This is a genomic window from Actinoplanes sandaracinus (assembly GCF_030009775.1).
GTDB lineage: Bacteria > Actinomycetota > Actinomycetes > Mycobacteriales > Micromonosporaceae > Actinoplanes > Actinoplanes sandaracinus.
The window spans coordinates 43,345-69,207 of sequence record NZ_JASCTH010000001.1 but is presented as its reverse complement, the minus strand read 5'-3'; the positions used below and the strand labels follow the sequence as shown (position 1 = coordinate 69,207).

20 protein-coding genes are annotated in these 25,863 nt (G+C 70.2%); 8 read left to right on the top strand and 12 right to left on the bottom strand.

The annotated features are described in order from the left end of the window. Positions 1–2: 2 nt before the first annotated feature. From QLQ12_RS00335 to QLQ12_RS00310, 6 genes are read right to left on the bottom strand one after another with little or no spacing between them, the layout of a single operon-like run. Positions 3–1,955 carry an ABC transporter permease subunit gene (locus QLQ12_RS00335; protein ID WP_282756230.1) on the bottom strand — a complete coding sequence of 651 codons (1,953 nt, stop codon included), beginning with the start codon at positions 1,953–1,955 and terminating at the stop codon, positions 3–5. Continuing rightward, entirely contained in the window at positions 1,955–2,986 is a 1,032-nt protein-coding gene (locus QLQ12_RS00330; protein ID WP_282756228.1) for a quaternary amine ABC transporter ATP-binding protein, read from the bottom strand. Before QLQ12_RS00330 ends, QLQ12_RS00335 begins: the two co-directional genes overlap by 1 nt. Positions 2,987–3,022: 36 nt before the next feature. Further along, complete coding sequence (locus QLQ12_RS00325) at positions 3,023–4,468, bottom strand: aldehyde dehydrogenase family protein (RefSeq protein WP_282756226.1); 1,446 nt, start codon at positions 4,466–4,468, stop codon at positions 3,023–3,025. After that, on the bottom strand, positions 4,465–6,120 hold the full coding sequence (betA, locus tag QLQ12_RS00320) for a choline dehydrogenase (RefSeq protein WP_282756224.1): 1,656 nt from the start codon (positions 6,118–6,120) through the stop codon (positions 4,465–4,467). Before betA ends, QLQ12_RS00325 begins: the two co-directional genes overlap by 4 nt. Next, complete coding sequence (locus QLQ12_RS00315) at positions 6,117–6,458, bottom strand: bifunctional 3-phenylpropionate/cinnamic acid dioxygenase ferredoxin subunit (RefSeq protein ID WP_282756222.1); 342 nt, start codon at positions 6,456–6,458, stop codon at positions 6,117–6,119. The genes betA and QLQ12_RS00315 overlap by 4 nt, the downstream gene beginning before the upstream one ends. After that, positions 6,458–7,588, bottom strand: coding sequence for an NAD(P)/FAD-dependent oxidoreductase (locus tag QLQ12_RS00310; protein ID WP_282756220.1), 1,131 nt, complete (start codon positions 7,586–7,588; stop codon positions 6,458–6,460). Before QLQ12_RS00310 ends, QLQ12_RS00315 begins: the two co-directional genes overlap by 1 nt. 146 nt (positions 7,589–7,734) lie before the next feature. On the opposite strand from QLQ12_RS00310, the gene QLQ12_RS00305 reads away from it, so the two are divergent. The 7 genes from QLQ12_RS00305 to QLQ12_RS00275 all read left to right on the top strand — a co-directional run bounded on the left by QLQ12_RS00305 (position 7,735) and on the right by QLQ12_RS00275 (position 16,354). Then, entirely contained in the window at positions 7,735–8,517 is a 783-nt protein-coding gene (locus QLQ12_RS00305; RefSeq protein ID WP_282756218.1) for an IclR family transcriptional regulator, read from the top strand. Positions 8,518–8,624: 107 nt separating this feature from the next. Next, a complete protein-coding gene (locus QLQ12_RS00300; protein WP_282756216.1) occupies positions 8,625–11,024 on the top strand; it encodes a GcvT family protein in 2,400 nt (799 codons plus the stop codon). Positions 11,025–11,033: 9 nt separating this feature from the next. Then, positions 11,034–12,140, top strand: a complete 1,107-nt coding sequence (locus tag QLQ12_RS00295) for an aromatic ring-hydroxylating oxygenase subunit alpha (protein WP_282756214.1) — start codon at positions 11,034–11,036, stop codon at positions 12,138–12,140. A 101-nt stretch (positions 12,141–12,241) separates the two neighbouring features. Next, entirely contained in the window at positions 12,242–13,216 is a 975-nt protein-coding gene (locus QLQ12_RS00290; RefSeq protein WP_282756212.1) for a tripartite tricarboxylate transporter substrate-binding protein, read from the top strand. Continuing rightward, positions 13,217–13,660 (top strand): tripartite tricarboxylate transporter TctB family protein, encoded by a 444-nt coding sequence (locus QLQ12_RS00285; protein WP_282756210.1) that lies wholly within the window; start codon positions 13,217–13,219, stop codon positions 13,658–13,660. Position 13,661: 1 nt separating this feature from the next. Then, on the top strand, positions 13,662–15,167 hold the full coding sequence (locus QLQ12_RS00280) for a tripartite tricarboxylate transporter permease (protein WP_282756208.1): 1,506 nt from the start codon (positions 13,662–13,664) through the stop codon (positions 15,165–15,167). Positions 15,168–15,190: 23 nt separating this feature from the next. Next, on the top strand, positions 15,191–16,354 hold the full coding sequence (locus QLQ12_RS00275) for a TetR/AcrR family transcriptional regulator (protein ID WP_282756206.1): 1,164 nt from the start codon (positions 15,191–15,193) through the stop codon (positions 16,352–16,354). Between the two features lie 10 nt (positions 16,355–16,364). Here QLQ12_RS00275 and QLQ12_RS00270 read toward each other — a convergent pair whose 3' ends face one another. The 5 genes from QLQ12_RS00270 to QLQ12_RS00250 all read right to left on the bottom strand — a co-directional run bounded on the left by QLQ12_RS00270 (position 16,365) and on the right by QLQ12_RS00250 (position 21,706). After that, positions 16,365–17,579, bottom strand: a complete 1,215-nt coding sequence (locus tag QLQ12_RS00270; protein ID WP_282756204.1) for an oxygenase MpaB family protein — start codon at positions 17,577–17,579, stop codon at positions 16,365–16,367. 158 nt (positions 17,580–17,737) lie between these two features. Next, on the bottom strand, positions 17,738–18,499 hold the full coding sequence (locus QLQ12_RS00265; protein WP_282756203.1) for an IclR family transcriptional regulator: 762 nt from the start codon (positions 18,497–18,499) through the stop codon (positions 17,738–17,740). A 44-nt stretch (positions 18,500–18,543) separates the two neighbouring features. Further along, complete coding sequence (locus tag QLQ12_RS00260) at positions 18,544–19,281, bottom strand: SDR family oxidoreductase (protein ID WP_282756201.1); 738 nt, start codon at positions 19,279–19,281, stop codon at positions 18,544–18,546. Between the two features lie 17 nt (positions 19,282–19,298). Continuing rightward, entirely contained in the window at positions 19,299–20,099 is an 801-nt protein-coding gene (kduI, locus tag QLQ12_RS00255; protein WP_282756199.1) for a 5-dehydro-4-deoxy-D-glucuronate isomerase, read from the bottom strand. Positions 20,100–20,206: 107 nt separating this feature from the next. Further along, positions 20,207–21,706: a sodium:solute symporter family protein gene (locus QLQ12_RS00250; RefSeq protein ID WP_282756196.1), complete on the bottom strand. Its 1,500-nt coding sequence runs from the start codon at positions 21,704–21,706 to the stop codon at positions 20,207–20,209. A gap of 171 nt (positions 21,707–21,877) precedes the next feature. On the opposite strand from QLQ12_RS00250, the gene QLQ12_RS00245 reads away from it, so the two are divergent. Then, complete coding sequence (locus QLQ12_RS00245; protein WP_282756195.1) at positions 21,878–22,066, top strand: tautomerase family protein; 189 nt, start codon at positions 21,878–21,880, stop codon at positions 22,064–22,066. A 76-nt stretch (positions 22,067–22,142) separates the two neighbouring features. Here the strand turns inward: QLQ12_RS00245 and QLQ12_RS00240 are convergent, their stop codons facing one another. Further along, complete coding sequence (locus tag QLQ12_RS00240; protein ID WP_282756193.1) at positions 22,143–25,604, bottom strand: LamG domain-containing protein; 3,462 nt, start codon at positions 25,602–25,604, stop codon at positions 22,143–22,145. Between the last annotated feature and the right edge of the window lie 259 nt (positions 25,605–25,863).

Below are 25,863 nucleotides of genomic sequence, written 5' to 3'. Positions count from 1 at the left end.
GCTCAGTTACCTTCCGTGGTTTTCGAGGGGGACGATGTCCGGGCGATGCGGTCGAGCATGATGCCGAGCAGCACGATCGCCGCCCCGGCCGCGAGGCCCTTGCCGTAGAGCTGGCCCTGGGAGAAACCGGCGACCACGTCGTAGCCGAGCGCGCCGGCTCCGACCAGGCCGCCGACCACGACCATGGACAGCACGTAGATGAGGCCCTGGTTCGCCGCGAGCGCCAGGGACGCGCCCGCCATGGGAAGCTGGACCTTGGTGATCAACTGCCAGGTGCTGGAACCGGCGGCGGTCGCGGCCTCGACCGTGGTGGCGGAGACGCCGCGCACCCCGTCGGCGACGATCTTGATGGCGACCGGCGCGGCGAAGACCACCGCCGCCACGATCGCGGTGAACCGGGTGGCCGAGAAGAGCGCCAGGAACGGCACCAGATAGACGAACGCCGGCATCGTCTGGCCGGCGTCGAGCACCGGGCGGATGATCCGGTCGGCGTAGCGGTTGCGGCCCATCCACACCCCGACGACCACCCCGAGCACCATCACCAGCATCGTCGCGACGATCGTCATGGCCAGCGTGGTCATGCTGTCCTGCCACAGCCCCGTGCCGATCAGCAGGCCGACGCAGACGGCGGTGACGACCGCGGCGCGCACACCACCGAGCACCCCGGCGAGCGCGAGGGCCACCGCGCCCACCAGCCACCACGGCGACTCGACGAGCAGGGCCTGGAACGGGTTCAGCAGGCCGTAGGTGATGAGATCCTTGATCCCTTCGGTGACCGTGGACAGCTCGGCCTGGGCCCAGGCGGTGACCGAGTCGGCGCCCCGGGAGAGGGCGCCGCCGAGGCCCGGCCCGTCCGGGAACTCGGCCGCCCAGACGTAGGTGTAGGACAGGTAGCAGCAGACCGCGGTGACGACGCCGAGCCCGCCCGCCAGCGGCCGCCGGAAGCGCGGGACGGGACCGGACGGCCGCGCCCGCTCACTGGCCGCGGTGGTGACCCGGTCGAGCACGATGGCCATCACGACGATCGCGAGGCCGGCGTTGAACGCCGTGCCCACGTCCAGGGTCTGCAACGCCTTGATGACCGTCTTGCCCAGGCCGGGGGCGTCGATGAGGGCCGCGATGGTGACCATCGACAGGGCCGCCATGATGGTCTGGTTGACGCCCAGCACGATGGTCCGCTTCGACAGCGGCAGCAGCACTTTCGTCAGCGTCTGCCGGCCGGTGGCCCCGAGCGACTCGGTCGCCTCGACCGCCGGCCGCGGCACCGAGCGGATGCCGTGCGCGGTGAGGCGGATCGCCGGCGGCACGGCGTAGATCAGGGTCGCGATCGTCGCCGAGGCCGGGCCGATCAGGAACAGCAGCGTCAACGGCGCCAGGTAGACGAAGGTCGGCATGGTCTGCATGAAGTCCAGCACCGGAGTGATCAGCCGGTGGAACCGGTCGGACAGCCCGGCCCAGACGCCCAGCGGGATACCGATCAGCAGCGAGATCGCCACGGCCGCGAGGGTGAGCGCGAGCGTGTCCATGCTCTCCTGCCACAGACCCTGCAACCCGAAGAACACGAACCCGCCCGCGGCCAGCAGCGCCACCTTCGCGTTGGCGACGGCCCAGGAGACGTACGCGACCACGGCCACCACGCCCAGCCAGCCCAGCACCGGCACCGGGCGGCCGAACGACGGCTGGGAGATCAGGTCCTGGATGAAGGTGACCAGGGCGTCGACGGCGGCCCGGATCTCGTTGAAGAAATAGAGGAACACCGGGCTGCTGTTCCGGTTGGCGCCGATCGTGTCGTTGACGTCGTTCAGCCACCGGTGCAGCGGGGTCAGGTCGGCGGGCGAGAGCCCGAGCGTGTGCACGCCGTGCGCCGGAATCCAGACGGCGACCCAGAGCAGCAGCACCGCCGCCACCAGCACCGGCCTGCCCGGCCGGCGTCGGGGGCGGGAAGGAGCGGCCATCAGGCGCCGGCTTCCGTGACGACGCCCAGGATCTCCGCGTCCGTGACGACGCCGAGCAGTTCGGAGTCCTTGACCACCTTGACCGGCTTGCCGGCGGCCAGCACCGCCCGGGCGGCGTCGCGGACGATCACGTCGGGGCCGAGTTCGGGACCGTCCATGACGTCGTCCGGGCGGGGCTGCCGCATGATCCAGCGCAGGGTGAGCACGTTGGCCCGCGGCACGTCCCGGACGAAGTCGCGCACGTAGTCGTCGGCCGGCGCGCCGACCAGCTCGTCACCGGTGCCGCACTGGACCGGCTTGCCGTCGCGCATGATCAGGATCCGGTCGCCGAGTTTCAGCGCCTCGGACAGGTCGTGCGTGATGAAGACCATCGTCTTGCCGACCTCGCGGTGCAGGCGGATGACCTCGTGCTGCATGTCGCGCCGGATCAGCGGGTCCAGGGCCGAGAACGGCTCGTCGAAGAAGAGCACGTCGGGATCGCCGGCCAGGGCGCGGGCCAGCCCGACCCGCTGCTGCATGCCGCCGGAGAGCTGGTCGGGGTAGCTGTGCTCGTACCCGTCCAGGCCGACCAGGTCGATGACCTCCATGGCCCGGCGGGTCCGCTCGGCGCGCCCGGCGCCACGGATCTCCAGGCCGTACGAGACGTTGTCGACGACCTGCCGGAACGGCAGCAGCCCGAAGTGCTGGAAGACCATCGAGAACTTGCGCCGCCGCAGCTCCCGCAGCCGTTTGGGCCCGGCCGCCAGGATGTCCTCGCCCTCGAACACCACCTCGCCGGAGGTCGGCTCGATCAGCCGGGTGAGGCAGCGCACCAGGGTGGACTTGCCGGAGCCGGACAACCCCATGACCACGAAGACCTCGCCGGGCGCGACGTCGAACGACACCTCCCGCACGGCGGCCGTGCAGCCGGTGCGGTCGAGCAGCTCGCGCCGGGAGAGCGCGGACAGCTCGGCCGAGCGCGGAACCCGCTCCGGCTTGTGCCCGAACACCTTCCACAGGTCCCGGACCGAGATGACTGCCTCGCCTGTCATCGCTGACGACTCCAATGCCGGTGTGACGGACACGATCTAGGGACGGAACCAGTGCTGCGGGCGGGGGTCGATGTTCTGCCAGATGTGCTTGGTCTCGCGGTACTCGTCCAGGCCGCTGGGGCCCAGCTCACGGCCGATGCCGGACTGTTTGAAGCCGCCCCACTCCGCCTGCGGCACGTACGGGTGGTAGTCGTTGATCCAGATGGTGCCGTGCCGCAGCCGCCCCGCGACCCGTTGCGCCTTCCCGGCGTCCCCGGTCCAGACCGCCCCGGCCAGCCCGTACTCGGTGTCGTTGGCGATCCGCACCGCCTCGTCCTCGCCGGTGAACGTCTCCACCGTGAGCACCGGCCCGAACGACTCGTCCCGCACCACGGTCATGCCCGCACGGCACCCGTCCAGGACGGTCGGCAGGTAGTAGAAGCCGTCCGCCAGGGCGGGGTCGTCCGGCCGGCGCCCGCCGCAGCGCAGCACCGCGCCCTCCGCCACACCCGCGGCGACGTAGTCCTCCACCTTGGCCCGGTGCTCCGCGGAGATCAGCGGCCCGGTCTCCGCCTCCGGGTCGAAGGGCCCGCCCAGCCGGATCCGGGACGCCCGCTCGACGACCGCGTCGACGAACCGGTCGTGCAGCGACTCCTCGACGATGAGCCGGGCCCCGGCCGAGCACACCTGCCCGGAGTGCAGGAAGACCGCGGTCAGGGCGAAGTCGACCGCGGTCGCGAAGTCGGCGTCGGCGAAGATCACGTTCGGGTTCTTGCCACCCAGCTCCAGCGCCACCCGTTTCACGCCTGCGGCGGCCGCGGCCATCAGCGACCGCCCGGTCCGCAGACTGCCGGTGAAGGAGACCAGGTCGACGCGGGGATCCTCGGCCAGCGGCGCGCCCACCTCGGCCCCGGCGCCGAGCACCAGGTTGGCGACACCCTCCGGCAGCCCGGCCTCGGCCAGCAGCCGCATCAGTAGCATCGCCGTCGACGGGGTCAGCTCGCTGGGCTTCAGCACGAACGTGTTGCCGGCGGCCAACGCCGGCGCGACCTTCCACGACGTCTGGAGCAGCGGGTAGTTCCACGGGGTGATCAGCCCGCACACGCCGACGGGCTCGTGCACGATCCGGCTGACGGCGTCCGGGCGGCCGGTGTCGATGACCCGGCCCGCGTCGGTGGCCGCGATGCCCGCGTAGTAGCGGAAGCAGGCGGCGACGTCGTCCATGTCGTACTCGCTCTCCACCAGGCGTTTGCCGGTGTCGAGCGATTCCGCGCGGGCCAGGTCCGCGCGGTCGCGGGCGATCAGGCCGGCGACGCGGTGCAGCAGCGCACCCCGCTCGACCGCGGGGGTGCGGGGCCACGGGCCGTCGTCGAACGCCTGCCGGGCGACGGCGATCGCCGCGAGCGTGTCGGCGCGGCTCGCGTCGGTCACCGTGGCGACCAGGCTGCCGTCCGCCGGGCAGCGGATCTCCCGGAGGCCGGGGAACGAACGGGGCTCGCTCACCGGCTGCCCTGCCGGTAGAACGGGACCGAGACCGGCGCGAGGGGGGTGTTGCCGAGGATCAGGTCGGCGGCCTTCTCGGCGACCATCATCACGGGGGCGTAGATGTTGCCGTTGGTGACGTACGGCATGACCGAGGCGTCGACGACCCGCAGCCCTTCCAAGCCGTGCACCCGCATGCTGCCCGGGTCGACCACCGCCATCGGGTCGACGCCCATCCGGGCCGTGCAGGAGGGGTGCAGCGCCGTCTCGCCCTCCCGCCGCACCCAGTCCAGGATCTCCTCGTCGGTCTCCACCGAGGCCCCGGGCGACGTCTCCCCGCCGTTGTAGGGGTCCAGCGCCGCCTGGTTGAGGATGGTGCGCGCGACCCGGACGGCCTCGACCCACTCACGGCGGTCCTGCTCGGTGGAGAGGTAGTTGAAACGCAGAGCCGGATGCTCCCGCGGATCCCGGCTGACGATCTTCACGCTGCCGCGGGCGTCGGAGTACATCGGGCCGACGTGCACCTGGTACCCGTGGCCGCCGGCCGGGGAGGAGCCGTCGTAGCGGACCGCGATCGGCAGGAAGTGGAACATCAGGTTCGGGTACGCGACGGTGTCGTTGCTGCGGACGAAACCGCCGGCCTCGAAGTGGTTGGTCGCGGCCGGCCCGCTGCGCAGGAACAGCCACTGGGCGCCGATCCACGGCCGGTGCCGCCACTTCAGGTACGGCTGCATCGACACCGGCTGGGTGCAGGCGTACTGGACGTACACCTCCAGATGGTCCTGCAGGTTCTCGCCCACGCCGGGCAGATCGTGGACCGGGTCGATGCCAAGGGCGGCGAGCTCGGCGGCGTTGCCCACCCCGGAGAGCTGCAGCACCTGGGGAGTGTTGATCGCCCCGCCGCAGAGGACCACCTCACCCGCGTAGACCCGCCGGGGAGCACCGCCCCTGCTGGTCGAGTACTCGACGCCGACGGCCCGCTCGCCGTGGAAGAGGACCCTGGTGACGAGTGCTCTGGTCCGTACCGTCAGATTGGGTCTCGTCTTCACCGGGTGCAGGTAGGCGCGTGCCGCGGAGAGACGCCGGCCCCGGCGGATGTTGCGGTCGAAGAGGGCGAAACCCTCCTGTCGGTGGCCGTTGACGTCGTCGGTGGGCGGATAGCCGGCCTGCTCGCTCGCCTTCAGCATGGCCTGGAAGAGCGGGTTGGTGCCCGGTCCGCGTTCCAGCGTCAGCGGCCCGTCGTGACCCCGGAACGGGTCGTCCGGGTCGGCGGCCAGGCACGACTCCATCTTGTTGAAGTACGGCAGGCAGTGCGCGTAGTCCCACTGCTCCATGCCGGGGTCGGCGGCCCACCGCTCGTAGTCGAGGGGGTTGCCGCGCTGGAAGATCATGCCGTTGATGCTGCTGGAGCCGCCGAGGACCTTGCCGCGGGCGTGGTAGATGCGCCGGCCGAACATGTGCGGCTCGGGCTCCGACTCGTACTTCCAGTCGTAGAAACGGCTGCCGATCGGGAACGTCAACGCCGCCGGCATGTGGATGAAGACGTCCCACGGGTAGTCGGGGCGGCCCGCCTCCAGCACCAGGACCTTGGTGGCCGGGTCGGCCGACAACCGGTTGGCGAGCGCGGATCCCGCCGAACCGCCGCCGACGATCACGAAGTCGTACTGGGTCATGGCTTGGCTCCGGGTGGGAGATCGGCGGGGTCCTCGGAGAGTTCGACGTGCACGACGCCGCCGGTCACCTCGACCCGGTGGGTGCGGACCGGCTTCTTCGCCGGGGGAGCGTCGGCCCGGCCGGTCCGCAGGTCGAAACGGGAGGCGTGCAACGGGCACTCCACCTCGCAGCCCTCCAGCCAGCCGTCGGCGAGTGAGGCGTCCTGGTGGGTGCAGGTGTCGTCGATGGCGAAGATCTCGCCGTCCTCGGTGTGGAAGATCGCCACGGGCGGGTCGGTGTCCCACCGGTACGCCTCGCCGGAGGGTATCGCGCTGAGCGGGCAGACCGGCCGCAACATCAAGCCTCCTGAGGCGCGGCGCGCAGCTGGCGCCGCCACCGGGTGAACGATTTCGGCCGGCTCATGCCGAGCACGGCGGTCGTCAGGCCGCCGCGCTCGTAGACGGCCAGGAAACTGCGCTGCTCCGGGTCGCCCTCGACGATCCGGACGGTGTCGCCCGGCTCGCGCCGGCCGGCGAACTGGATCCGCACGCCGTACTGGTCGGACCAGAAATACGGCGCTTTGGGCGGCCGCCCGGCGCCGGTGCCGAGCAGCGTCGCCACAGCGGTCGCGGGATGCTCCACGGCGTGGGTCCAGTGCTCGGAGCGGACGCCGTCGCGGGACGCGCAGTCGCCGGTCGCGACGACCGCGGGCAGGCCGGTCGCGCCGTTCGCGTCGGTCACCACCCCGCCGGAGATCTCCAGCCCGGAGCCGGCCAGCCACTCCACGTTGGGCACGGCGCCGATCCCGGCGACCACCACGTCGGCCGGCAACCGGGTGCCGTCGGCGAGTTCGACCGCCTCGACGTGATCTGAACCGGTCACGGTGGTCACGGGTACTCCGGTCAGCAGCCGTACGCCGTGGTCGCCGTGCAGCGCGGCGCAGACCGCACCCATCTCGGGGCCGAGCGGGCCGGCGAGCGGGGTGGGGAGCGACTCCACGACGGTGACGTCGAGGCCGAGCGACCGGGCGCTGGAAGCCACCTCCGCGCCGATGAAGCCGGCGCCGATGACCACCAGCCGGCCGCCCCGTCGCAGGTCGTCGCGCAGGGCGATCGCGTCGTCCAGCGTGCGCAGGGTGTGCACCCCGGCATGCTCCACCGGGCGAGCCCTCGCCCCGGTGGCGATGACCACCCCGTCGGCCCGGATCTCCTCGCCGTCGGCGAGATGGACGCTGCCGCCGCGCGGGTCCAGGCGGGTCGCCGCGACGCCCAGCCGCCAGACGACCCCGAGATCGTCGTCGTGGCCGAGGGCGAGATCCGCTTCGGTGTAGGCGCCGGTCAGGAATTCCTTCGAGAGCGGTGGGCGGTCGTACGGCTGGTGCCGCTCGGCGCCGATGGCGATGATCTCGCCGGCGAAGGACTGTCGGCGAAGGGCGCGCGCGGCGGCGAGGCCTGCCAGGGAGGCCCCGACAATCGCGACTTTCTGCACGCGGATACCCGCCATTCGTTGTGCAAAACGAAACAGTTCGTAAGATCCGCAACAGACTGCCCGGGGCGTTGATCGATAGTCAAGAGTCCGTCAGTGAGCGGTCACGTCTTGCAACCTCCCGGAAATCCCTGACCTATCGTTGCGCTATGAGCAACGAACGCGAGGCGGGCCCACCTCTCGTGCAGTCCGTCGACCGGGCGCTGAGCATCCTGGAGATCCTGGCCCGTCGCCGGGGCGCCGGCGTCACCGAGATCGGCAAGGAGCTCGGGGTGCACAAATCCACCGCGTTCCGGCTGCTCGCCGCGCTGGAGAGCCGTGGATTCGTCGAGCAGACGCAGGACCGCGGCTCCTATCGGCTCGGCCTCGGCGTGGTGCGCCTGGCCGGGGCGGTCGCCGCGCAGCTCGACGTGAGCCGGGAGGGTCTCGCGGCCTGCGAACGGCTCGCCGCCGAGCTGGGCGAGACGGTCAACATCGCGATCCGTGACAGCGACCGTGCCGTCAACGTCACCCAGAGCCGTGGCGCCGCCTCCATCGCCAGCCACGACTGGGTCGGCCGGCAGACCCCGCTGCACGCCACCTCCAGCGGCAAGATCCTGTTGGCCTTCGCTCCGGCACAGGTGCGGGCCGCCGTCCTCGGCGACCTGCGGCCGCTGGAGCGTTTCACCGCGGCCACCCTCACCGGCGAGGCCGAGCTGACCGCCGAACTGGACCGAGCCGTCGTGGCGGGATGGGCCTGCACCGCGGAGGAGTACGAGGTCGGTCTCAACGCCGTCGCCGCGCCGATCCGGGGCGCCGACGGCTCGGTGGTGGCCGCCCTGAGCGTGTCGGGCCCGGCCTATCGGATGGACCGGGCGTCGTTCCCCGAGGTCGCCAAGCTGGTGATCCTGGCGGCCGACGAGGTGAGCAGCCGGATGGGTCACGTCTCCTAGAAGGCTTCACTTCGTGGAAATCAGCGCATCTTGACGGGGCTCGGCCAGTCGTTGAAGCTGTTGCGTAATCCAGGCGGCGTTGCGCTACGTGAAACGCAAGGAGCCTCATGACCAAGTCCCCCCGGGTGGTCGTCATCGGCGCGGGCGTCGTCGGCAGCGCCCTCGCGGACGAGCTGACCGAGCGCGGCTGGACCGACGTCACCGTGGTCGACCAGGGCCGGCTCTTCCTCCCCGGCGGCTCCAGCTCGCACGCTCCCGGCCTGGTCTTCCAGACCAACCCCTCGAAGACCATGACCGAGCTGGCCGCCTACACCGTGCGCAAACTCAGCGCCCTGGGCTGTTTCCTGCAGGTCGGCGGTCTGGAGGTGGCCACCACCGGGGCCCGCTGGCACGACCTCGAACGCAAGCACGGCCTGGCCACCTCGTGGGGAGTGCGCAGCTCCCTGCTCAGCCCCCAGGAGTGCGCCCTTCATCATCCGCTGCTCGACCCCGGGCGGCTCCTCGGCGGCTTCCACGTCCCCACCGACGGACTGGCCCAGGCGACACGTGCCGTCGAGACGCAGGCCCGCCGCGCCATCGAGCGCGGCGCCCGCTTCCTCGGCGAGCACACCGTGGTCGGCATCGGCCGCAAGGGCGGCCGGGTCACCGGCGTCGAGACCGATCAGGGTTTCATCCCCGCCGACGTCGTGGTGTGCGCCGCCGGTTTCTGGGGCCCGAGGATCGGCGAGATGGTCGGCCTGACCGTGCCGCTGCTGCCGCTGGCCCACCAGTACGCCCGGACCGGCCCGGTGCCCGCGATGGCCGGCCTGAACGACCTGGTCCTGGAGGCGCGCAGGCCCATCCTGCGCCACCAGGACCAGGATCTCTACTACCGCGAGCACGGCGACCGCCTCGGCATCGGCTATTACGGGCACCGCCCGATGCCGGTCGCCCTGGACTCCCTTCCCACCGAGGGGATGCCCAGCGTCCTGCCCTTCACCCCCGGCGACTTCGCGCCCGCCTGGCGGGAGAGTGTCGCCCTGCTGCCGGACCTGGCCGGCGCCGAGGTGGAGGAGGGCATCAACGGCGTCTTCTCCTTCACGCCCGACGGCGGCCCCCTCATCGGCGAGCACCACGACCTCGCCGGGTTCTGGGTCGCCGAGGCCGTCTGGGTGACCCACTCCGCCGGCGTCGCCCGCGCCCTCGCCGAGTGGCTGGTCGACGGGCAGCCCCGCATCGACCTGCACGAGGCCGACCTGCACCGGTTCGAGCAGGTGCAACTGGCGCCCGGCTACATCGAGGAACGAGGAAGACAGAACTTCATCGAGGTGTACGACATCGTGCACCCGTTGCAGCCGATGGAACGTCCGCGCCCGCTGCGTACCAGCCCCTTCCATCAGCGGCAATGCGAACTGGGCGCGGTCTTCCTGGAGGGTGCCGGGTGGGAGCGGCCGCACTGGTACGAGTCCAACGCCCCCGCGGAGGCGCCGGCCCGTGACGAGTGGTCGGCCCGCTACTGGTCGCCGATCGCCGCCGCCGAGGCCACGATCACCCGGCAGCGTGTCGCGATGTACGACATGACCCCCCTCAAGCGGCTGGAGGTCAGCGGCCCCGGCGCGCTCGACTTCCTGCAGCGCCTCACCACCAACGACCTGGACAAGCCGGTCGGCTCGGTCACGTACACGCTGATGCTCGGTTTCGACGGCGGCATCCGCAGCGACCTGACCGTCGCCCGCCTCGGTGAGCAGGTCTTCCAGGTCGGCGCGAACGGCCCGCTCGACGAGGACTGGATGCGCCGGCACCTGCCCGGCTCCGTCGGAGTGCGTGACATCACCGGCGGCACCTGCTGCATCGGCCTGTGGGGACCGCTCGCCCGGGACGTTCTGCAGCCGCTGACCAGGTCGGACTTCTCGAACGCCGGGATGAGGTACTTCCGGGCGAAGAAGGCCTACCTCGGCGAGGTGCCGGTCACCGCGATGCGGCTGTCCTACGTCGGCGAACTCGGCTGGGAGATCTACACCTCGGCCGACCTCGGGCTCAAGCTGTGGGACATCCTCTGGGAGGCCGGCCGGGAACACGGGATCATCGCCGCCGGGCGCAGCGCCTTCAACAGCCTCCGGCTGGAGAAGGGCTACCGGGCCTGGGGCGCCGACATGACGACCGAGCACGACCCGGCCTCGGCGGGGCTCGGCTTCGCCGTACGCATGGACAAGGGCGACTTCATCGGCCGCGCCGCCCTTGCTGCGTCGAAGGAGCCCTCGCGGCGGCTCACCTGCCTCACCCTGGACGACCCCGCCGCCGTGGTCCTCGGCAAGGAGCCGGTGTTCGCCGACGGCGTCCCGGCCGGCTACGTCACCAGCGCCGCCTACGGCTACACGATCGGCCGCACCGTCGCCTACGCCTGGCTGCCCGCTTCGCTGTCCGTGCCGGGCACGCCGGTGACCGTCGAGTACTTCGGCGAGCGGCTGCCGGCGACCGTCGCGGCCGAACCGCTGTTCGACCCGAAGATGGAACGAATCCGCTCGTGAGGGGTGGCTGTGCCCGCAAGCTTGATTCCGACCCTGCCCGGCCACTACTACACCGACCCCACGATCTTCGCGCGGGAACAGTCGCGGATCTTCGAGACCATGTGGTTCTGCGCGGCGCGAGCCTCTGACCTGCCCCATCCCGGCGGCTTCACGTCGGTGCAGGTCGGCCGGGAGAGCGTCCTGGTCGTCCGCGGCCGCGACGGCGTGCTGCGAGCCTTCCTGAACATCTGCCGCCACCGGGGTGCGAAGCTCTGCACCGCCGACAGCGGCGAGGTCAAGCGCGCCTTCCGGTGCCCGTACCACGCCTGGACGTACGGCCTGGACGGCAAGCTGATCGCCGCGCCCAACCTGACCAGGATGCCCGACGTCGACCGCGTCGAGTACGGCCTGGTCAGCGTCCACCTGCGGGAGTGGCTCGGCTACGCCTGGGTGTGCCTGGCCGACGAGCCGCCGTCGTTCGGCGACGACGTCATGGCCGCCGTCACCGAGCGGCTCGGCGCCCTCGCCGCGATCGACTCCTACGAGATCGACACCCTCCAGGTCGGCAGGCGCATCACCTACGACGTAAAGGCGAACTGGAAGCTGATCGTCGAGAACTTCATGGAGTGCTACCACTGCGCCACGATCCACCCCGAACTGGTGGAGGTCCTGCCGGAGTTCGCCGACGGGTACGCCGCCCAGTACTACGTGGGCCACGGCGCGGAGTTCGGCGCGGGAATCCAGGGCTTCACCGTCGACGGCGGCGAGGGTCTCGGCAAACTGCCCGGCGTGACCGAGGACCAGGACCGGCGGTACTACGCGATCACCATCAAGCCGCAGGTCTTCGTCAACCTGGTGCCCGACCACATCATCCTGCACCGGATGTACCCGGTCGCGGTGGACCGCACGATCGTCGAGTGCGACTGGCTCTACTCGAACGAGGTGGTCGCCTCGGGCCGGGACGTGTCCCGCTCGGTGGAGCTGTTCCACCGCGTCAACGTGCAGGACTTCGACGCCTGCGAGCGGTGCCAGCCGGCGATGAGCTCCCGCGCGTACGCCCGTGGCGGCGTCCTGGTGCCCTCCGAGCATCACATCGGGGCGTTCCACGACTGGGTCACCGCCCGCCTCGGCATGTGACCTTTCCTTCCGGCGCTCCACGGCCGACACTGAAGCGGCGAATGCATCGATGAAGATCAACGCGCTGTCGGGGAGGCCGCGAGATGAGAACCCTCAGCAGAATGATCGCCGCGATCGGGGCCGTGTCGCTCGTCGCCGCCTGCTCCGGCAACGACGGCACGTCCGGCGGCGGCTATCCGGAGCAGAACATCACCATCGTCGTGCCGTTCAGCGCCGGCGGCCCAACCGACACCGTCACCCGGATGATCGCCGACCCGATGGCGAAGGCGCTGGGCGGCAAGGTCGTCGTCCGCAACGCCGAAGGCGCGGGCGGCACGGTCGGCGCGGGCGACGTCGCGCGGGCCCAGCCGGACGGCCACACCGTGCTGATGCACCACATCGGCATGTCGACGGCGCCCGCCCTCTACAAGAACCTGGATTATCAGCCGCTGGAGGACTTCGCGACGGTCGGGCTGGTGACCGAGGTGCCGATGACCGTCGTCGCCCGCCAGAACTTCGAGCCCGCGACGTTCCAGGACCTGGTGTCGCACGTGAAGGCGAACGCCGGCACGGTCACCCTCGCCAACGCGGGTATCGGCGCCGCCTCGCACCTGTGCGGCCTGCTGTTCCAGTCCGCCGCCGGCGTCAAGCTCCAGGAGGTTCCCTACCAGGGCACCGGTCCCGCGCTGACCGACCTGGTCGGCGGCCAGGTCGACTTCATGTGCGACCAGACGACCAACACCAGCGGCCAGATCTCCGCGGGCAAGGTGAAGGCGTACGCGGTCACCACCCCGGACCGGGTGAAGAGCCTGCCCGACGTGCCCACCACCACCGAGGCCGGGATGCCCCAGCTGCGGGTCAGCGTCTGGCACGGCCTCTACGTCCCGGCCGGCACCCCACCCGAGATCGTCCAGAAGCTGTCCGGGGCGCTCCAGGCGGCGCTGGCCGACCAGGCGGTCATCGACCAGATGGCCAAGCTCGGCACCGCTCCGGTCACGGCCGCCGACGCCACCCCGGAAGCCCATCGCACACATCTCGACGAACAGCTCAAGACCTGGGCGAAGATCATCGCCGACGCCGGTGTCCAGGCCTCCTGAATGGATCGTCGTCGCTCGCTCCCGGACGTGCTCGCCGGGGGAATCCTCATCCTGATCGGCGGCGCGTTCGTGGCGGGGGCGCTCGGTTACGACCGTGGCACCCCACTGCGGATGGGCCCCGGCTACTTTCCACTGGCGGCCGGCGCGATCGTGGCCGCTCTGGGCCTGGCGATCGCCGTCAAAGGGCTCGTCGCGGGTGAGCAGATCACGTTCGGGACGATTCCCTGGCGTGCGGTGGCCGTACTCTCGTTCGCGGTCGTGTTCTTCGGGTTCTTCGTCCGGCGTCTCGGGTTCGTGCCCACGTCGCTGGTGACCGCGCTTCTCGCCACGCTGGCCAGCCGGCACGTGCGGCCGCTCACGGCGGTCGCCGTGGCCGCCGGGCTGACCGCCGCCGCCACGCTGATCTTCGTCGTCGGGCTCCAGCTGCGGATTCCGTGGTTCTGACATGGATCTCTTCGACAACCTGATGCTGGGCTTCTCGACCGCCTTCCTGATCCAGAACGTCCTCTACTGCTTCCTGGGAGTGCTGCTCGGGACGGCGGTCGGCGTGCTGCCCGGCATCGGGCCGACGGCGACGGTGGCGATGCTGCTGCCGATCACGTTCAACTTCGAGCCGGTGACCGCTCTGATCATGCTGGCCGGCATCTACTACGGCGCCCAGTACGGCGGCTCGACCACGGCCATCCTGATCAACCTGCCCGGTGAGTCGTCGGCGGCGGTCACCGCGCTCGACGGGCACGAGATGGCCCGGCAGGGCCGGGCCGGGCCGGCGCTGGCCGCCGCCGCGGTCGGATCCTTCTTCGCCGGTACGGTGGCCACCGTCGTGCTGGCCGTCGCCGCCCCGCCGCTGGCCGATGTCGCGTTGCGGTTCGGCCCCGCCGAGTACTTCTCGCTGGTGCTGTTCGGCCTGATCGTGTCGATCACGCTGGCGCGGGGATCGGCGCTGAAGGCCCTCGCCATGATCGCGCTCGGGGTCCTGCTCGGCACGGTCGGGCAGGACATCTACACCGGCACGCCCCGGTTCACCCTCGGCCAGCGTGAGCTCTTCGGCGGCATCGACTTCGTGTCGGTCGCCGTCGGCATGTTCGGCATCGCCGAGATCCTGCGCAACCTGGAGAACGAGCGGACCCGCGTGGCCCTCGTCGGCGCGGTGGGCAGCCTCTGGCCGACCGCGGAGGACCGGCGCCGGATCGTCGGGCCGATCCTGCGGGGCACCGGCCTCGGCGCCGCGCTCGGCGTCCTGCCTGGAGGAGGCCATGTGCTGGCCTCGTTCACCTCGTACGCCGTCGAGAAACGGATCTCGAAGCGGCCACAGGAGTTCGGGCACGGCGCGATCGAGGGCGTCGCCGGCCCCGAGTCGGCCAACAACGCCGCCGCGCAGACCTCATTCATTCCGCTGCTCACCCTGGGACTGCCGGCCCATCCGGTGATGGCGCTGATGGTCGGGGCGTTCATCGTGCACGGCATCACCCCCGGGCCGAACGTCATCAACGACGAGCCGGCGCTGTTCTGGGGCCTGATCGCGTCGATGTGGATCGGCAACGTGCTGCTCGTGCTGTTGAACCTGCCGCTGATCGGCATCTGGGTGCGGATGCTGCGGATCCCGTACCAGGTGCTGTTCCCGATGATCGTGCTGTTCGCCGTGATCGGGACCTACTCGCTGAACTTCAACGCGTACGACGTCTACGCGATCGCGTTCTTCGGGCTCCTCGGCTACGTCCTGATCAAGTGCGGCTGTGAGCCGGCGCCGCTGCTGCTCGGCTTCGTGCTGGGCCCGCTGCTGGAGGAGAACCTGCGGCGGGCCCTCATCATCTCGCGCGGTGACGCGTCGGTCCTGGTCACCCGGCCGATCTCGGCGGTTCTGCTGGCGCTGGCCGTGGCGGCGCTCGCCGTCGCCGTCCTCCCGTCGATCCGCAGGCGGCGCGAGGTGGTGTTCGCCGAGGACGAATAGCCCGCTGTGATTGACTAGGGACCATGACTGCTGGGCCGACCTCGGCGACTCGGCCGCACAACCGCAAGCAGTTGATCGTCGAGGCGGCCGGTCAGGTCTTCAGTGGGCGCGGTTACCACGCGGCGTCCATGGAGGAGATCGCCGCCGGCGTGGGCATCAGCGCGGCGGCGCTGTACCGGCACTTCCCGAACAAGTACGCGCTGTTCGCCGAGTGCGCCAACGTGATGGTGGACCGGCTCGTCGCGGCGCTCGACTCCTCGCCGCCCGGCGCCGGCCTCAAGGATGTGCTCGCCACTCTCGCCCGGGTCACCGTCGCCCACCGCGCGGCCGGTGGCCTCTATCGGTGGGAGGCCCGTTACCTGGAGCGCGCGGACCGGCGGCAGTTGCGGGCGAAGTTCGGGCACGTCGTGAGCCGGGTGACCGAGATGGTCCGGCGCGAGCACCCGCTGCCCGGCGAGCGCCTGCGCGCCGTGGCCGCCCTCGGGGCGATCGGGTCCATCACGATGCATCACACCTCGATCGCCCAGCGCCGCATCGAGGACCTGCTGGTCGGGGCCGCCCTGCGGGTGGCCGCCACCGACCCGGCGGCGGCCGCGGGCAGCGCGCGCCTGGTCGAACTGCCCGCCCAGCCGGTGCCGCGCACCCGGCGCGCCGAGATCCTGGCGGCGGCGGTCCCGTTGTTCGCGCGGGACGGGTTCGCCAACGTCACGAACGGGCAGATCGCTCAGGCGGTGGGGCTCGCCCCGTCGGCGATCTACCGCCACTACCCCGGCAAGGTCGACATCCTGGTGGCGGCGTGTCTGCAGGCGGCGGGGCTGCTGGCCCAGGCGGTGGACCGGAGCCTTCACCAGGCGGCCGGCCCGCGCCAGGCCGTGGTGGCGCTGACCGCGGCGTACGTCGCCTACAGCTTCGAGCACAACGCGCTCAACAGCGTCGCCGAAGCCGAGATCGTGGGACTGCCGGCCGGCTTGCAGCGGCCCCTGATACTCGCGCAGCGTGAGCACATCGCCGTCTGGGAGCAGCAGCTGCGGGCGGCCCGCCCCGAGCTGGACCCCCGCCAGGCCCGGTTGCTGGTGCACGCGGGGTTCGGCGTGGTGGTCGAGGCCGGGCGCGCTCTGCGCTGGCAGGACACCCCCGGCCACCGGGACACCGTCACCGCCCTGGTGGCCGGTGCCCTGAGCCTCTAGGCGCCCGCGGTCACGTCCCGGCCCGGTTGCCGGTCGGGATGGTGATCGGGGTGTAGGTCGCCGACGTGCCGTTGTTGAGGAAGAGCATCGCCAGGCCGCGGACGAACCCGTCGAAGAGGGAGAACCCGGTGGGGATGATCGGCGACAGCCCTTCACGGAACGCGACGTACGCCGGCCAGCCGACCTCGATCAGGGTCCGCGACGGGTAGTCGCGCGGCAGCTTCAGCCAGTCGCCGATCCGGTCGCTGAGCACGTAGCGCGCGAACTCCCGCTGGAAACCCCGGGTGACACCGAGGTCGACCTCCGAGGTGAGCCCGAGCAGGATGTCGGCCAGGTCGATGCCCTCCGGGGTCGGCGCCATGATCGGCGTCAGCACGTAGGCCGACTGCTGTCTCGCGGCGGCCCAGCTCGCCGGGATGAAGTCGTCGCGCACCCCCAGCAGATGCAGCGCGACCTGCCACTGGTGCAGATAGGCGTCCTCTTCGGCGGCCGACATCCGGATGCCCCAGGACTTCAGCTTGCCGTGCACGTAGGTGCCGAGGCTGTGGAAGGTGACCAGGATGTCGCCGTTGCTGATCGGGATGAAGTCCTGGTCGTCGGTGACCGCCCGCCACCGCGGCGACTGCGGCAGCAGATGGCGCACCGCGGCGTGCGTCAGGCGCGTCTTGGCGGAGGTGACCACGAAGTGGCCGGTGGGCTGGAAGGCGTCGGGCGCGCTCAGGTCGTAGCCGTAGGTGAAGGTCTTGGCCGCGCGCGACTTCATCACGGCGCCGCCCTCGGACCAGTAGACGTTGCGCGCCTCCCGCGGGATCACCGTGCTCATGATTCCGCTGCCCAGGCCGTACAGCAGGAACAGGTACATGCTCATCCGCCGGTTGAACCGGCCGGCGCGGTTCAGCCTGGTCCGGTCGGCCCACGACGGCAGCCGGTTGACCCGCTGGAGATAGGCGGTGAGCTCGGCGGGCAGGCCGGCGGGCAGCGCGTCGCCGTTGCCGATCCACGACTCGAACGCGGTGTTGACCGCCGGGACCTGCCCGTTCGTCAGGAGCGAGGCGACGAGCGGGTCGGTGGTGTCGTCCCAGACTTTCCACGGGTCGGTGACCGTGTCGGTCCCCGCGATGGAGCCGGCGGACGACCACGCCCACGCCGGGGACGGGGCCGTCACACCCGCCAGTCCCAGCGCGGCGCCGAGGGTCAGGATGCCTCTTCTGCTGAGATTTTGCATTCGCTTACCCACTTCCCGATCGGCTGAAGTCGCCGTTAGAACCGGCTCCTGGTAGCGATACGAGCAGGTCTCGATGTTCCGCAGCCTGTGATTTTCTATTAACATAGCGAGGCGCGACATCATCGGCAAGCGTGGATGTTTCCGGCCGGGCGCGGGTGCTATCGCGTGGTCGGAGCGGTGGCTCCCAGCGCGGCCGACACATCCCGGGCCGCGGCGATGACCTCGGGTGCTCGCGTCTCCAGCCCGGCCATCTCCATGTCCATCGCCAACGTCGAGACGGAGATGCCCCCGAGCACCTGCCCGGTGTGGTCGAAGACCGCCGCGCCCACGCAGCGGATGCCGGGCTCGTTCTCCTCGTCGTCGACCGCATAGCCGAGAGCGCGCACCCGGGCCAGGTGGGCCAGCAGGTCTTCCTCGCTGGTCAGCGTGTTGGGCGTGCGCTGGGGGAGGCCGGTGCGCCGGCAGATCGCCAGCACCTCGGAGTCGCTGAGCTCGGCCAGGATCGCCTTGCCGATGGCCGTCGTGTGCAGGGCGACGCTCATGCCGATCCGCGACGGCATCTGGTACGGCCGCCGCCCCTCCTGCTTGTCGACATAGACCGCCTCGTCGACGCTGCGGATCGCGAAGTGGGTGGTGAAGCCGGTGGCCTCACGCAGGGCGAGCAGCGCGCCGGACGCCTGCCGGGCCGGGTCGAACCGGTGCATCACCCGGCCGGCCAGCGTGAGGATCCGTGGGCCGGGCTCGTAGCTGCCCAGGCCGTCCGGGCGGGCGAACCCCCACGTGACGAGCGCCTGGAGGATGCGGTGCACGGTGGATTTCGAGACGCCCGTCGCCGCCGCGATGTCGGTGACGCGGTGGTGCTCGGCGAGCGCCTCGAGCACCGCCAGCGTCTTGTCGATGGAACTGCCTTCCCTGGCCACCGAGTCAGCCTACTGGGAGCGGGGCCGGGGACCCGGAGCAGCGGCTATCGGGCGAGCCATCCGCCGTCGACGGCGAGCACGTGACCGTTGACGTAGTCGGCCGCGGCCGAGGCGAGGAAGACGACCGCGCCGGCCACGTCCTCCGGCCGGCCCCACCGCCCGGCCGGGATGCGTGACCTGATCTCCGCCTCCCGGACCGGATCAGCCCGCAGCGCGGTGGTGTTGTCGGTCGAGATGTAGCCCGGCGCGACGGCATTGACCTGCACCCCTTCCGTGGCCCACTCGCAGGCCAGCGCCTTGGTCAGCCCGGCCAGGCCGTGCTTGGCGGCGGTGTATCCGGGAACCTGCACCCCGCCCTGGAACGACAGCATCGAGGCCACCGAAATGATCTTCCCGCGGCGGCGGGCCAGCATGCCGACGCCGATCGCCCGGCTCAACTGGAACACCGCGTCCAGGTTGACGTCGAGGACCGAACGCCAGTCGTCGAAGGAGTGCTCGGCCGCCGGTGCCCGCCGGATGATGCCCGCGTTGTTGACCAGGATGTCCACCTCGGGCAGGGCCGCGACCGCGCCGGGGATGGCGGTGGTTTCGGACAGGTCGAAGGCCCAGCGCGTCGTCTCGCCACCGGCCTGGCGGACCTCTTTCTCCACGTCGTCGAGGTCGTCGGTGCGGCCGTGCAGCACCAGATCCGCGCCGGCCCGGGCCAGCGCCACCGCGACGGCCCGGCCGATCCCGCTGCGCGAGCCGGTGACCAGGGCGGTCCTGCCCTGGAGCGAGAACATCGACGGGCCGGCTCCGGTCACCGCAGGTCGCCGATCGCGACCGGCTCCATATCGTCGTAGGCCTGGTTCTCCCCGCCCATCGCCCAGACGAAGGCGTAACTGCGAGTGCCGAACCCACAGTGCACCGACCAGTACGGGGAGATCACCGCCTGCTCCGGGGCCACGATGAGATTGCGGGTGGCGTCGGGCCGGCCCATCAGGTGCACCACCCGGTCGGACTCGGGCAGATCGAAGTAGAAGTAGACCTCGGTCCGGCGCTCGTGGGTGTGGCACGGCATGGTGTTCCACATGCTGCCCGGCTCGAGAACCGTGACACCGAGCACGAGTTGGCAGCTCTGGATGCCCTTGAGATGGATGTACTTGTAGATCGTGCGCTCGTTGGAGCCGTCCTGGGAGCCGAGGCGCACCGGTTCGGCGTCGTCGAGGGTGGCCTTGACCGTGGGGTGGCTCGCGTGCGCGGGGGTGGAGACCAGATAGAACCGGCCGTCGAAGCTCACCTGCCGGGCGCCGCGCCCCACGTAGAGGACCTCCTTGGCGGCCAGCTCGTGGCGAACGCCGTCGACGGTCACCGTCCCCGGGCCGCCGATGTTGACGACGCCCAGCTCGCGGCGCTCCAGGAAGTACTCCGAGCGCAGCCCGGGCGGGCAGGGCAGATCCGCGGCGCCGGCCACGCCGCCCACCACGAGGCGGTCCTCGTGGGAATAGGTCAGCCGCACCTCACCCGGACTGAACAGGTCCTCCACCAGAAATCGCCGGCGCAGCTGATCGGTGTCCATGCTCGCCAGTTGGTCCGGGGCCGTGGCGGGTCGTGAATCCATCAACACTCCAAGCATTCCGTTACATAGAACGATCTGTCGCTACATGAAACAGCATAGCGGTGTCGATGAGCGGCGGGACGATCGTGGCCCCGCCGCTCATCGCGGGATCACGCGGTGGGGACCGGCTTCGCCTCGTCGGCCGGATCGGCGTCCAGTGAATCGATCATGCGGTCGCGCTCGGCCGTGCGTTCCGGCTTGAGCAGGCCGATCGCCACGTAGAGGACCAGGGAGGTGACCAGCGGAACCCCGACCACCATGGTCTGGCTGGTCTCCTCCATGATCCACTTGACCACGACCCAGACTCCGAGGCCGGCCGCCCAGGAGACGAGCGCCGCGGTCGGCCCGCTCCGCCGGAACCAGGGCAGCAGCCCGAGCATCAGCGGGATCGAGATCGGCCCCATGGTCGCCGCGACCAGGTCGACCACGATCTTCAGGACCACGCCCTGCCCCTCGGTGCTGATCGCGATGACCATGCTGATCGCCACGAACGTGAACGTGGTGACCCGGGCGAACGTGAGCGCCGAGCGGTCGCTGAGGTCGCGCACCTTGCGCACCAGCACCGGGGCGATGTCCCGGGTGACCACCGACGAGATGACGTTCGCGTCCGAGGACACCATCGCCATCGTGTGGGAGAAGAAACCCGCCAGCACCAGGCCGATCACGCCCGGCGGCAGGAGGGTTTTCGCCAGTTCGACGTACGCCTGCTCCGGGTTGGCCAGGCCCGGAACGATCAGCGGCGCCGCGAACATCGGCATGAACAGGATCAGCGGCCAGACCAGCCACAGCCCGCTGGACAGCAGCGCGGACCGCTTGGCCGCGGAGCCCGACGGGGCGGCCATGTAGCGCTGCGCCAGGTTCCACATGCCGCCGTTGTACTCGAAGGTCTTGATGAACAGCAGCGCCAGGAAGAAGGTCAGGGTGTACGGCCCGCTGAACGGATCGCCGTGCCCTTCGGGAAGGTCGTCCCACATGGTCCACAGGGTGGAGACGCCACCGAGGTGCGCCAGGAACGCGAAGAACATGGCGACGCCGGCGACACCCTGGATGACGAACTGCCCGAAGTCGGTGAGCACGTCGGCCCAGAGTCCACCGGCGGTGATGTAGACGAGCGTGACGGCTCCGGTGATCAGGATGCCCCAGGCGATGGGCACCCCGGCGAAGCCACGCAGCAGGATGGCGATGGCCACCCACTTGGCCGCGATGTCCACCACCTTGAGAAGCGCGCCGCTGTAGGCCAGCGCCTGCTGGGTGGGCAGGTTGTACCGGCGGGCCAGGTACTCCAGCGGGGACGCCACCCCGTGCTTGGAGCGCAGCCGGTTCCAGCGGGCCGCGAAGACGAAGGCGCCGATGCCGACGCCGATGCCGATCGTCAGTGCCCACCAGATGTACATGGCGAGCCCGTAGTTGTAGGCGACGGCCGCGAAGGCCACGAACATGATGGCGCTGTAGCCGGACATGTGATGCGAGATTCCGGCCAGCCACCAGGGGATCATGCCCCTCGCGGTGAAGAAGTCGGCGATGTTGTGAACGCGGCTCTTGGCCCACAGGCCGATGCCGACCATAACCAGGAAGTACCCGCTGAGTACTGACCAGTCGAGCGTGGTCACGTGCCCTCCCTCCGGTGCATGACGCGGGTTACAGGCTTGTTTCCGTGGATGTTCTGCTACATGGAACACCTTGTCAATACACGAAACACAGTGAAGTTCATGCATGGAAGGGCCTTGACCTTGTTCCGCGTTACGGGACAATGTTCCCGTCTATGGAAAACAGGAGGGTCCATGCCCAACATCACCGTTGAACTGCTGTCCGGCCGAACGCTCGACCAGCGGCGTGAGTTCGCTGAGGCCGTCACCGCCGCCGCGGTCGACATCCTCAAGGCCCGGAGGGCCTCGGTGCGCATCCGGTTCGACGAGATCGAGCGCGAGGACGTCGCCAACGGCGGCACGCTGGAGTCGGACCGCGCCTGAGGACATGCGTGACGAGGTCCCCGCCGGTGGCCGGAGACCTCGTCACCGAACCTCTCGGATCAGTGGCTGGCGACGGTCAGTGGTTGGCGAAATAGTGCCAGTAGATCTGCTGCTGGTTGAGTTGCGCCGGGGTCACGGAGATCTCGTCGAGGGCGCCGTTGAAGTACCCGTGTGCCGGGTTGCCGTTGGGCCAGCCCACGAGCTGGAGCGCGCCGAACCGCCAGTAGCCCGGATTGATGTTCTGGGCGGTGGTGACGGTGGGGTCGGAGGCGACCAGGTAGGCATCGACCCAGAGCTGCAGGCCGGCGGGACCGAGACTGGCCGCGACGTGATGCCAGGCCGCGTCGGTGTAGGTGCCGGTCGAGCGGACCGTCTTGAAGGTACCGCCGGTGTAGACGCCGAACGTCAACCGGCCGCCGGTGTCGAGGTAGAGGTTCCGGTCGCTGGCGGCGCCGACGAGGGCGGTCTTGCTGTCCGAGAACCCCATGATGCCGCCGATACCGCCGATGTCGGCTTTGAACCAGCACTCCATGGTGAAGACCTGGGGGTTGGTGGCGTCCGCCACGTCGTTGTAACCGCCTCCCTTGCCCCCGGTCGCCGCCGTGTTCCCGGCGTAGCCGACCGCGGTGCTGGCGGTGAGACCCTGCTGAGCGCCCTGCAGGGCCCCGGGTATCGCGGCGCTCATCGGGCTGGTCTCGGCCATGACCCAGCTCAGTCCCCGGTACGCGCGCTTGACCTCGTCGCCGGACAGGGGGCGCTGGTATGCCCGGACGCCGTCGATGACGCCGGTGTAGAACTGGCCGACGGTGGAGTTGTATCTGCCCCGTCCGATGGCGAAGGTGCCTGGCGCGGAGAAGTCCGTGGAGTGGGTGGCAGTGCCCTCCAGTTCGCCGTTGACGTAAAGACGCAGCTGGTCGCTGGTGTCGTCGTAGACCCCGGTCAGGTGGTACCAGGTGTTCAAGCTGGGTGCGAGGGTGGAGGTCGCCCGGTCCGGGGTGCCGTTGGCGTCCGTGGGATACATGCTCATCGCCCACCGGTCCGTGGGGCCGGGGACGTACTCCAACAGGAATGCGCTGACCACGCTGCCGTCTTGACTGACCACCGTCCGGTAGGACGTTTTGTCGGTGAGGTAGGCCCAGGCGGAGACCGTGATGCTCGCGGAGGGGTCCAGCACCTGGCTGGTGGTGACCCGGCCGGTGGTGGCCGCGTCGAGGCTGATGGCGTTGCCGGTCCGGCCGGCCGTGGTCCAGGCGGCGCCATCGACCAGGCCGGTGGCGCTCTGCGTGAATCCGGCGGAGCTGGCCGTGCTGGTGCCGGCGTTCTCCTCGAATTCGTACCGCACCCGGGGGGTCTCGTTGTACAGGTCGAGGACGGCGGCACCGCTGAGCGCGGTCTGGTAGGTGCGGACGTTGTCGACTTTGCCATAGAAGTAGTCGACCGGGACGCCCCAGCGGCCGTGCCCCACGGTCAAGGCGCCGGTGGCGTTCCAGGCGTCGGGGTTGGGAACGGCGGCTCCCTGCGCCACCCCGTTGACGTAGAGCCGCATGGTGTCCGCCTGCCCGTCGAACACTCCGGTCAGGTGGTACCACTGCCCCGCGTTGGGAGAGGAGGTGCCCACAGACTGATAGAAGACGGAATAGTCGGATTTGACCATGGCGAACACCCACCGGTCGAGGATGCTGTGGTACTGCAGGTAGAAACCGCTGATGGTGGCGTCCTCCTGACTCAGCGCGGTGCTGTGCGCGGGCGAGGTCTTGGCGGTCAGGAAGACCCATACCGAGGCGGTGAAGCTCTGGTCGGTTCGTAACGCGGGTCCGGCTCCGGCGACGTAGTCGTCGACGCCGTCAAGGGTCACCGACCCTGAGGAGTTCCAGCCCGATCCGGCGGCGCCGAACTGGGCGCCGGCCGTGGCCGGTGACAGGGTCCCGGGATTGGGGGTTCCGGGATTGGTGGTCCGGGCCCGGTCCTGCGTCGTGTCGCCGACTCCCTCGTCGAAGTCCCAGGCGGTGGTGGGCGCTCGATAGATCGCCTGAACTTCCGCACTGGTCAAGGCGGTGTCGTACAGGCGTACGTCGTCGATGGTGCCGGTGAAATAGTTGGTGGAGGTGGGGCCGCCGTTGCGGGCCCGGCCGACAGTGAACGGCCCGGCCGGAGCCGCCGCCCACTCCACGGTCTTGGCCGCCGTCGTGGCGACCCCGTTGACATACAGGTAGATCTTGTCCCGGGGATCGTCGTAGACCCCGGTCAGATGGACCCATTGGCCGAGCACCGGCGCGACGGCCGAGGAGGCGACGGCCGTGGTCGGTGCGACGGCGTCGGACTCGGTCATGGCGAACTGCCAGTTGGTGCCGGCGTTGGAGCGCAGCCAGAAGGTGCTGCTGTTCGTGCCGAGCATGGCCGCGACGGTCTTGTAACCGGTGAGATTCGTCGTCAGATACGCCCAGGCCGAGACGGTGAAGCTGTCGCGGGTGTCCACCACCGTTCCCGTCGCGGTCACGTGGTCATCGGTGCCGTCGAAGGACATCGCCTGGTGCCGGTACCCGTCGGCGGTCCAGGTCAGGCCACCGGACTTGGTTCCGGTGTTGCCGTTGGAGCTGGCGTCGAGGACCGAGTTCTGGCTCGAGCTGTCCTCGAACCTCCAGCGCAGCGCCGGCTGCGGATTGTTCTCGTCGGCCAGCCCTCGCACCTCGGCACTGGTCAGAGCCCGCTGATAGGTACGCACATCGTCGAGGCGCCCGTTGTACGGCCAGCCCAGAGCGCTTTCCTTCCAGAGTCCACTGCGCAACGGGCCGGTGGCGTTCCACGTCACCGTGTAAGCCATCTTGTCTTCGAGTTGTCCGTTGACGTAGAAGTACAGTTGGCCGCCGGTGACATCCCGAACGACGGCCAGATGCGTCCACGCGCGCACGTTGGCTTTGGTTCTCGCCTGCAGCCGGTCCGCCCCGGCGCCGTCGGCATCGAGCTTCGCCAACCGCACCGCCCATGAGTCGCTCGACGTGAAGTACTCGAAACCGAACGCGGTCTGCGATCGACCGCCCTGGCTGAGCGCGAATCCCGGGTTGGTCTTGGACGTCAGGTACACCCACGCCGAGGCCGTGTAGTCGATATCGGTGCGGATCGACTGCGCGGTCGCCGTCACATAGTCGTTGACGCCGTCCATCGCGACCGCCGACCCGCCGGTCCGGTCCGGCGCCCACGAGGCACCCCCGGTCAGGGTGGCCTGGTTCGCAGCCCCCCCGCTGTCGGCCGCTTTCGTGCCGGAGTTCTCGTCGAACTTCCACCATGTCTTCGGCCCGTTGGTGACCCCGTTGAAAACCCCGTCCCGGTTGTTGACGGACGTGTCGTCGGCAGCCAGGGTCGCCGCCGCCGACTGTGCCTCTTCACTGCGGTGATAGAAGCGCGGAGTGTTGTTCAGGACGGCTTGCGGGTACGTCCGGAAACTGGGGGCGGCGGCGGCCACCGAGTTGCCGGCGCTCGACGTCGTCGCGTTGTAGTAGGCGGCGGCGCCGGGCACTGTCGCGACCGCCAGAGCGATCACAGCGACAACCGCGGCCCAACGGAGACGTACGCCCTCCGGTAGAGACATTGGGGTCCCCCCGACCAGTTCGCCGGCGACCGGGATCCGCTGTGCCGATCACCCGCGCCGGATCGTCGCCGGCTCCCGCCGAACCTTGATCACACCGCCTCGAACCTAGCGGGATTCCCGCGCCCCGGCGGCCGAAAGGCAATCTTGGAAGGACTCGGACACCGGCCCTGCCAGGTGCGAAATGACGACATGCGCACGCCGCTCATCAAAT